Source organism: Williamsia sp. MIQD14, assembly GCF_051025635.1.
Taxonomy (GTDB): Bacteria; Actinomycetota; Actinomycetes; order Mycobacteriales; family Mycobacteriaceae; genus Williamsia_A.
Genome location: NZ_JBPFDG010000005.1, coordinates 529,516 through 537,647 on the forward strand (window position 1 = coordinate 529,516; position 8,132 = coordinate 537,647).

Consider the following 8,132-nt stretch of genomic DNA (forward strand, 5'->3'; position numbering starts at 1 on the left):
GGTGCCGGTCAGCGCATCGTCGACGGACGGACCACCATCACCGACGCGGCCCGTTTGCCCTTCTCCTCCAACAGTCCGATCGCGCGACCGTGGCGATCGACGGCGGCGTACACACCGCGCATCCCGATGGGGTCGAGCCACCGTCCGTTGCTGACCGTCTGGGCTTCGACATCGTCGACGGGTCGCGTCGGGAACGCGAGGGTGACCGCGGCGTCGATGTCGAGTGTCGGTGTGGGAGCGGGATCGTCGACGATCGCCGCCAGCGGCGTGGCCTGCGCGAGGGTGAAGGGGCCCACGGCGGTCCGGCGCAGGGCGGTGAGGTGTCCCCCGACCCCAAGGGCGGCGCCGAGGTCTCGGGCCAGCGACCGGATGTAGGTGCCCGAGGAACAGTCGACCTCGACGTCGACGTCGAACCAGCCGTCGTCGATCCGGTGATCGCCGATGTCGAAACGCGACACCGTCACCCGACGCGACGCCAGCGCGAACTCCTCACCGCTGCGGGCGAGATCGTGCGCACGGCGGCCGTCGACCTTGATGGCGCTGACGGTCGCGGGCACCTGGTCGATGTCACCGATGAAGGCCTCGACCGCCGCGGCCACGGACGCGATGTCGAGTCCGGAGATGTCGTTCCGTTCGCCGAGCACACCCTCGCGGTCGTCGGTGTCGGTTCCCGCACCGAGCCGGATGGTCGCCGTGTACGACTTGGTGGTGAGCGACAGCAGACCCAGCAGCTTGGTCGCTCGTTCGAGGCCGAGGACGAGCACGCCCGTGGCCATCGGGTCGAGGGTGCCGGCGTGCCCGACCTTGCGCGTCCGGAATGCCTTGCGGCACTTCGCGACGACGTCGTGGCTGGTCATGCCGCCGGGTTTGTCGACGACGACGAGGCCCGCGGAGGCTATGTGCGCGTTCTCGGTGCGGTCGGGTCCGTCGGGGCTCACAGACATATCGAGGTGACCACCAGCCCGTTCTCGATGCGCCACCGACCGTCGAACGACCGCAGCGGCTCTCCGCCGTCGATGACCGAGCCGTCGACGAGCAACTCCGAACGGAAGGTGCCCGTCGCGGTGACGTCGCCGTCGGAGGTGGCGTCGCGCTCGAAGGTGATGTGGGCGTCCTCGAACCCGAGCCACCGTTCGGTCAGCGGGAACCACGCCTTGTACGTCGCCTCCTTGGCGCAGAACAACAGTCGGTCCCAGTGGATGTCGCCCGGGCGGGTGGCGAGCACATCGCGTTCGGGTGCGAGGGTGACGTGATCGAGGACGCCCTCGGGCAGTGCGCCGTGCGGTTCGGCGTCGATGCCGACCGAACGGCACTGCAGCTTGTAGGCGACGACCGCGGCGCGGTAGCCGTCACAGTGGGTGAGGCTCCCGACCACACCCCGCGGCCACAGGGGTTGCCCCTTCTCGCCCCGCAGGATGGGGACGGGCTCCACCCCGAGGGAGCCCAGCGCGCGGCGGGCCAGGCCGCGGGCCGTGGTGAACTCCGACCGCCGCTTGTCGACGGCGCGCGCGACCAGCGAGGTCTCGGCGGGCAACAGTTCGAGGTCGTCGGGGTCGGCGAACGCCTCGGCCGCCGCCACACCCGGTGCGAGCAACGCGTCGATCATCGGGCTCCCCCACCGTCACGCTCGGCGCGGGCGGCCAGCCTGCGTGCCCGCGCCTCACGCTTGGCGACGACGCTGGCCTTGAAGGCCTCGGCGCGCTCTCGGTAGTCCGGCGGCAGGTCGAAGCGTGCACCGTGTTCGGGGAGGTGCTCCGGTCGCAGTCCACCGTCCGGGATGATCTTGCGCAGCAACGGGTCCGGAAGACCGCGGCGCTGCCATTCGCGCGGGTACCCGACGGAGACCTCCTCGAACCGGACGTCGTCGTACCAGGTGGTCCGCGGGATGTGGAGGTGCCCGTAGACGCAACAGGCCGCGTTGTAGCGGGTGTGCCAGTCGTGGGTGAGCTCGCTGCCGCACCACAGCGCGAACTCGGGGTACATCAGGGCGTCGGTCGGTTCACGACGCAGCGGCCAGTGGTTGATGAGGATGGTGCGCTCGGCGGGATCGATGGCGTCGAGCCGGGCACGGGTGCGTTCGATGCGGTCACGACCCCACGCGTCGCGCGTGGCGAACGGCTCGGGCGAGAGGAGGAACTCGTCTGTCGCGACCACGTCGTGCTCGCGCGCGAGCGCCAGTGCGGCGAACTTGTTGGTCGTGCCCTCGGGCCGGAAGGTGTAGTCGTACAACAGGAACATCGGGACGACGCGCACCGGCGGGGTCCCGTCGCCGGGGTCGAACTGCGGGTAGATCTCCTCGGGGGTGATGACGCCTAGATCGCGGCAGGCCTGGACGAGGTAGTCGTAGCGCGCCACGCCGTGGATCTGCAGGGGGTCCTTGGCGGTGGTGTAGAGCTCGTGGTTGCCCGGCACCCACACCACGGTGGCGAACTTGGCCTTGAGACGCCGCAGCGTCTCGATGATGTCGTCGGTGCGCTCGGCGACGTCGCCGGCGACGATCAGCCAGTCGTCGGGGTCGTCGGGATGGATCCGGTCGAGCACCTCGTCGTTCCCGCGGTGGCTGACGTGGAGATCGCTGATCGCCCACAGGGTCGGCACGCAGACCTCCTTGTCCTCCGCCGCAGGACGCGGTCGATCCTCGAGTCTATCGACGCCTCATCGGATCTCCACGAGGGTCCATCGTCCACCGGCGATGCGTGCCGACAACGCCACGAGGCGACAGATCATGAACAGGGCGAGTCCGGTCCAGATGCCGGCCAGTCCCCAGTCGAAGACCAGCGACAACCAGATGGTCGGCAGGAATCCGATGAGCGCACTGGCGACGGTGGTGGTGCGCAGATAGGCGGCGTCGCCGCTGCCCAGGAGCACACCGTCGAGGGCGAACACCACACCCGCGACGGGCAGCATGCCGATGAGGAACCACCACGGCGTGTCCAGCGCGGCGAGGACGCCGGTGTCGTCGGTGAAGATGCGTCCCATCGGCGTGCGGGCCACCGCGAACACCGCGGCGACCGCGACCGCGACACCGACCGACACGAGGGTGACCCGGCGTGCGACGACGCCGGCCGCACCGACGGCGCGGGCACCCAGGGCGGCCCCGACGAGGGACTGTGCCGCGATGGCCAGTGCGTCGAGGACGAGGGACACGAAGTTCCACAGCTGGAGCACGACCTGGTGCGCGGCGAGCGACGCGACGCCGAAGCGGGCGGCGACGGCTGCCGCGGAGAGGAAGCAGACCTGGAACGACAGGCTCCGGACGATGAGGTCGCGCGCCATGGACAGCTGCGCGCCGATGACGCGGCGGCGTGGCGCGAGCAGGGCGATCCACGGCTCGTCGGGTGCCGACCGGCAGGCCGCGACGACGACCTGCCGCGCGAAGAGCACCCCGGCCACCGACTGGCCGACGACGTTGGCGACGGCGCTGCCGTGCAGTCCCATCTCGGGGGCGCCGAGCAGCCCGTGGACGAGGACCGGGCACAGCACGGCGCTGAGACCGAGGCCGATCACGACGAAAACCACCGGCCTGCGGGTGTCCTGGACGCCACGCATCCAGCCGTTGCCCGCCATCGACAACAGGATGAACGGCACGCCGCACACGGCGATGCGCAACCATCCGACGGACTCGTCGTCGACGCCGTCGCCGGGCGCGATCACCCCGACGACATACGGCGCGATGACCGTCATGAGCACCGCGATGACGACGCCCACCCCGACGGCGAGCCAGCTGGCCGCGACACCCTCGGCGAGCGCCGCCCGTCGGTCACCGCGACCGAACATGCGCGCCGAGCGGGCCGTCGTGCCGTACGACAGGAACGTGAGCTGCGTGCTGACGACACCCAGGACCAGTGACCCGACCCCGAGTGCGGCCAGCGCGACGGCACCGAGCCGGCCGACGACGGCCAGGTCCTCCATCAGGTAGAGGGGTTCGGCCACCAGGACGATCAGCGCCGACGACGCCAGACGCAGGATGGTCCGCCCCGACGGCGGCGCGGCGGTGTCGGGGCCGGTCACACCGCGGTGAGGAACTTCTCGATGACCTCGTCGGCGGGACCCGACGCGCTGAACCCGGCGGCGTGGGGGTGGCCGCCGCCGCCCTGGGAGCGCGCGAGCGGCACCAGGTCGGTGTGCGACCGTGCGCGCATCGACACCGTCCACTGCTGCGGCGCGGATTCCTTGAACACGACGGCCACGTCGGCGTCGCCGACGGTGCGCACGAGATCGATGACACTCTCGGCCTCGTCCCAGTCGATGGTCCGACTGCAGCCGTGGTCGACCACGGCGTAGACCAGGCCGCTGCCTCCGAACGCCTCCGGGACGAGCACCGCGGACTGCAGGGCTCCCGAGACCATCGTCAGCCATCCGAACTGGTGGGTGTCGAGCAGCGTGCGGGTCCATCCCTGCCCGTCGACCCCGGTCTCGAGGAGGCGGGCGGCGACCATGTGGGAGTGAGGACGGGCCCACCGGAACGACCCGGTGTCGGTGACGAGTCCTGCGAACAGGCAGGTCGCGATGTCGCGGTCAACGGCCATGTCGGCCTCGTCGAGGATGCCGAGAACCAGTTCGGCGGTGCAGTCGGCGGCCGGGTCGATGAGGTCGATGTCGCCGAACCCGCGGTTGGAGGCGTGGTGGTCGACGACGATGCCGGTCTCGGCGGCCCGCAGGATCGCCGCGAGGTCACCGAGGCGTTCGGAACTCGCGCAGTCCATCGCGACGGCGACGGGATGACCGACGAGGTCGCCGGGTTCGACGATGAGCTTCGCGCCCGGCAGGGAGCCCAGCGCCTCGGGAAGCGGCCACGGACCCGGGAACGCGACCTCGACCTCGACGCCGATCGCGTCGAGCGCGAGTGCGAGAGCCAGGCCGCTGCCGATGGTGTCGGCATCGGGACGCACGTGACACAGGACCGTCACCGCGGGAGCCGAACGCAGTCGAGCGGCGATGCGCGCTCTGGGCGCGGCGAGTGCGTCGGTCGTCTGCCCTGGTCCGCTCACACCTGCCCCGCTCACATCTGCTCCGTCCGACTCGTCGTGCCCTGTACCGACCGGCGGCCCGTACGACCGCTCGGCCGAACCCGTCACCGTCGGTCGGCCGCGTCGGGCCCATCGTAGTCAGCGGGATCGGCGCCCCGTGGCGAACTGCCGTCGGCGGCTGCACCGTCGGTCGGCGCGTCGTCGGTGGTCGAGACGTCGTCGCGGTAGGGATCCGGGTCCCCGGCGGGCACGGCGTCGCGGGCCTGGCGGGCCAGCATCTCGTCGTGCGCGCGGGCGCGGGCGACGAGTTCCTCCATGTGCCGCGCGGTGTCGGGCACGGTGTCGAGGACGAAACGCAGCGTCGGGGTGAACCGGACACCGGTTCCGGCGCCGACCTTCGAGCGCAGAAGACCGGTGGCGCGCGCCAGTCCGGCAGCCGCGCCCTCGTAATCCGGTGCGACATCCAGGGATTCGCCCATCACCGTGTAGTAGACGGTCGCGTCGTGGAGGTCGTTGGTCACCTTCGTGTCGGTGACGGTGACGAAGTTGAGCCGCGGGTCCTTGATCTCCGAGCCGATGGCCGACGCGACGATCGACGAGATCCGCTTGGCCATCCGTTGTGCCCGTGCCGGGTCGGCCATGGTGTCACTCCTTCGCGGTGGTGGGGATGTGTGCCGAGCCCGACGCCCGGGATCGGCGCTGGTGCGCCGACGCCCGGGCGTCGGGTGGTCGAACAGTGCGGGCGCAGGGCAGCTGCGCGCCGTCGGGACTACGTGCGTGCCTTCTCCTGCAACTCGTAGGTCTCGATCACGTCGTCGACCTTGATGTCGTTGTAGGTGATCGTCAGACCGCACTCGTAGCCCTCGCGGACCTCGGTCGCGTCGTCCTTCTCCCGCTTGAGCGACGAGATGGTGAGGTTCTCGGCCACCACCACGTTGTCGCGCAGGAGACGCGCCTTGGCGTTGCGTCGCATGATGCCCGAGGTGACCAGGCAACCGGCGATGTTGCCGACCTTCGACGAGCGGAAGATCGCGCGGATGTCCGCACGGCCGAGCTCGACCTCTTCGTAGATCGGCTTGAGCATGCCCTTCAGCGCGCTCTCGATCTCGTCGATCGCCTGGTAGATCACCGTGTAGTACCGGATGTCGACACCCTCGCGGTTGGCCAGCTCGGTGGCCTTGCCCTCCGCACGGACGTTGAACCCGACGATGATCGCGTCCGACGCGGTCGCGAGGTTGACGTTGGTCTCGGTGACGCCACCGACGCCGCGGTCGATGACGCGCAACTGCACCTCGTCGCCGATGTCGATGCCGAGCAACGCCTCCTCGAGTGCCTCCACGGTGCCCGAGTTGTCACCCTTGAGGATGAGGTTGAGCTGCGACGTCTCCTTGAGGGCGGCGTCGAGATCGTCGAGGCTGATCCGCTTGCGGCTGCGTGCGGCCATCGCGTTGCGCTTGCGCGCGTTGCGACGGTCGGCGATCTGCCGGGCGATGCGGTCCTCGTCGACGACGAGGAGGTTGTCGCCGGCACCGGGCACCGAGGTGAAACCGATGACCTGCACGGGCCGCGACGGTGTCGCCTCGGCCACGTCCTCGCCGTGCTCGTCGACCATGCGACGGACGCGTCCGTAGGCGTCGCCGGCGACGATCGAGTCGCCGACCTTGAGCGTTCCGCGCTGCACGAGCACGGTGGCCACCGGGCCACGGCCGCGGTCGAGGTGCGCCTCGATGGCGACACCCTGCGCGTCCATGTCGGGGTTGGCCCGCAGGTCGAGCGACGCGTCCGCGGTGAGCAGGACCGCCTCGAGGAGAGCCTCGATGTTGGTGTTCTCCCGCGCGGAGATGTCGACGAACATCGCGTCGCCGCCGTACTCCTCGGGGATCAGACCGTATTCGGTGAGCTGACCACGGATCTTCTGCGGATCCGCGCCCTCCTTGTCGATCTTGTTGACCGCGACCACGATCGGCACGTCGGCCGCCTGGGCATGGTTGATCGCCTCCACCGTCTGCGGCATGACGCCGTCGTCGGCCGCGACCACGAGGATCGCGATGTCGGTCGACTTCGCGCCACGGGCACGCATGGCGGTGAACGCCTCGTGACCCGGGGTGTCGATGAAGGTGATGAGCCGCTCGTCGCCGTTGAGCTCGGTGAGCACCTGGTAGGCACCGATGTGCTGGGTGATGCCGCCGGCCTCGCCCTCACGGACGTTGGCCTTGCGGATCGTGTCGAGCAGTCGGGTCTTACCGTGATCGACGTGACCCATGACGGTCACCACCGGCGGACGCTGCTCGAGCTCGTCCTCGCCACCCTCGTTCTCGCCGTAGCTGAGATCGAAGCTGTCGAGCAGCTCGCGGTCCTCGTCCTCGGGGCTGACGACCTGCACGACGTAGTTCATCTCGCCGCCGAGCAGCTCGAGCGTCTCGTCGTTCACCGACTCGGTGGCCGTGACCATCTCGCCGAGGTTGAACAGCGCCTGGACCAGCGCGGCCGGGTTGGCGTCGATCTTGTCGGCGAAGTCGACCAGCGACGCGCCACGGGCGAGCCGGATGGTCTGTCCGTCGCCACGGGGCAACCGGACGCCACCGACGGCCGGGGCCTGCATCGAGTCGTATTCCTGGCGCTTCTGACGCTTCGACTTGCGTCCCTTGCGGGGCGCGCCACCGGGGCGGCCGAAGGCACCGGCTGCGCCGCCGCCGCGACCACGACCGCCACCGCCGGGACGACCCCGGAAACCACCGGGAGGTCCACCGGTCGGGGCACCGGTGGGTGCGCCGCCGCCGCGGTAGCCACCGCCACCTCCGCCGGGACGACCGCCGGGACCACCCGGACGTCCGCCCGGACCGCCGGGACGACCGCCCGGGGCGGGTCGCGCCGACCGCGACGGCATCGCGCCGGGGTTGGGGCGAGGGGGCATGCTGCCGGGGCTGGGGCGGGGTCCGCCGGCGCCGGGGGCCGGACGCGGGCCGCCGGGACCTGCGGCCGGACGACCTGCGCCGGGACGGGCTGCACCGGGAGCTCCGGGTGCAGCCGGACGTGCTGCCGGCGGCCGCGGGGCGGGCGCCGACGAATACGGGTTGTTGCCGACACGCGGTGCGCGCGGGCCGGGCTTCGGGCCGGCCGGGGTACGCGGTCCGGGTGCCACGGCGGGCGCCTCGGTCGGCG

The 8,132-nt window shown here is 70.9% G+C and carries 7 protein-coding genes; all 7 read right to left on the reverse strand.

What is annotated here, in order from left to right; all coding sequences use genetic code 11:
- Positions 1–8: 8 nt before the first annotated feature.
- Positions 9–944 carry a tRNA pseudouridine(55) synthase TruB gene (gene truB / locus ACQ7HM_RS19915; RefSeq protein WP_434217958.1) on the reverse strand — a complete coding sequence of 312 codons (936 nt, stop codon included), beginning with the start codon at positions 942–944 and terminating at the stop codon, positions 9–11.
- Positions 935–1,606, reverse strand: a complete 672-nt coding sequence (locus ACQ7HM_RS19920) for a 4'-phosphopantetheinyl transferase family protein (RefSeq protein ID WP_434217959.1) — start codon at positions 1,604–1,606, stop codon at positions 935–937. Before ACQ7HM_RS19920 ends, truB begins: the two co-directional genes overlap by 10 nt.
- A complete protein-coding gene (locus ACQ7HM_RS19925) occupies positions 1,603–2,598 on the reverse strand; it encodes a metallophosphoesterase family protein (protein WP_434217960.1) in 996 nt (331 codons plus the stop codon). The genes ACQ7HM_RS19920 and ACQ7HM_RS19925 overlap by 4 nt, the downstream gene beginning before the upstream one ends.
- 57 nt (positions 2,599–2,655) lie before the next feature.
- Positions 2,656–4,011, reverse strand: a complete 1,356-nt coding sequence (locus tag ACQ7HM_RS19930; RefSeq protein WP_434217961.1) for an MATE family efflux transporter — start codon at positions 4,009–4,011, stop codon at positions 2,656–2,658.
- Complete coding sequence (locus tag ACQ7HM_RS19935; RefSeq protein ID WP_434217962.1) at positions 4,008–4,991, reverse strand: DHH family phosphoesterase; 984 nt, start codon at positions 4,989–4,991, stop codon at positions 4,008–4,010. The genes ACQ7HM_RS19930 and ACQ7HM_RS19935 overlap by 4 nt, the downstream gene beginning before the upstream one ends.
- A gap of 83 nt (positions 4,992–5,074) precedes the next feature.
- Positions 5,075–5,611, reverse strand: coding sequence for a 30S ribosome-binding factor RbfA (gene rbfA, locus ACQ7HM_RS19940; RefSeq protein WP_434217963.1), 537 nt, complete (start codon positions 5,609–5,611; stop codon positions 5,075–5,077).
- A gap of 128 nt (positions 5,612–5,739) precedes the next feature.
- Positions 5,740–8,132: translation initiation factor IF-2 (infB, locus tag ACQ7HM_RS19945; protein WP_434217964.1), on the reverse strand; the 2,393-nt coding region annotated here is incomplete at its 5' end.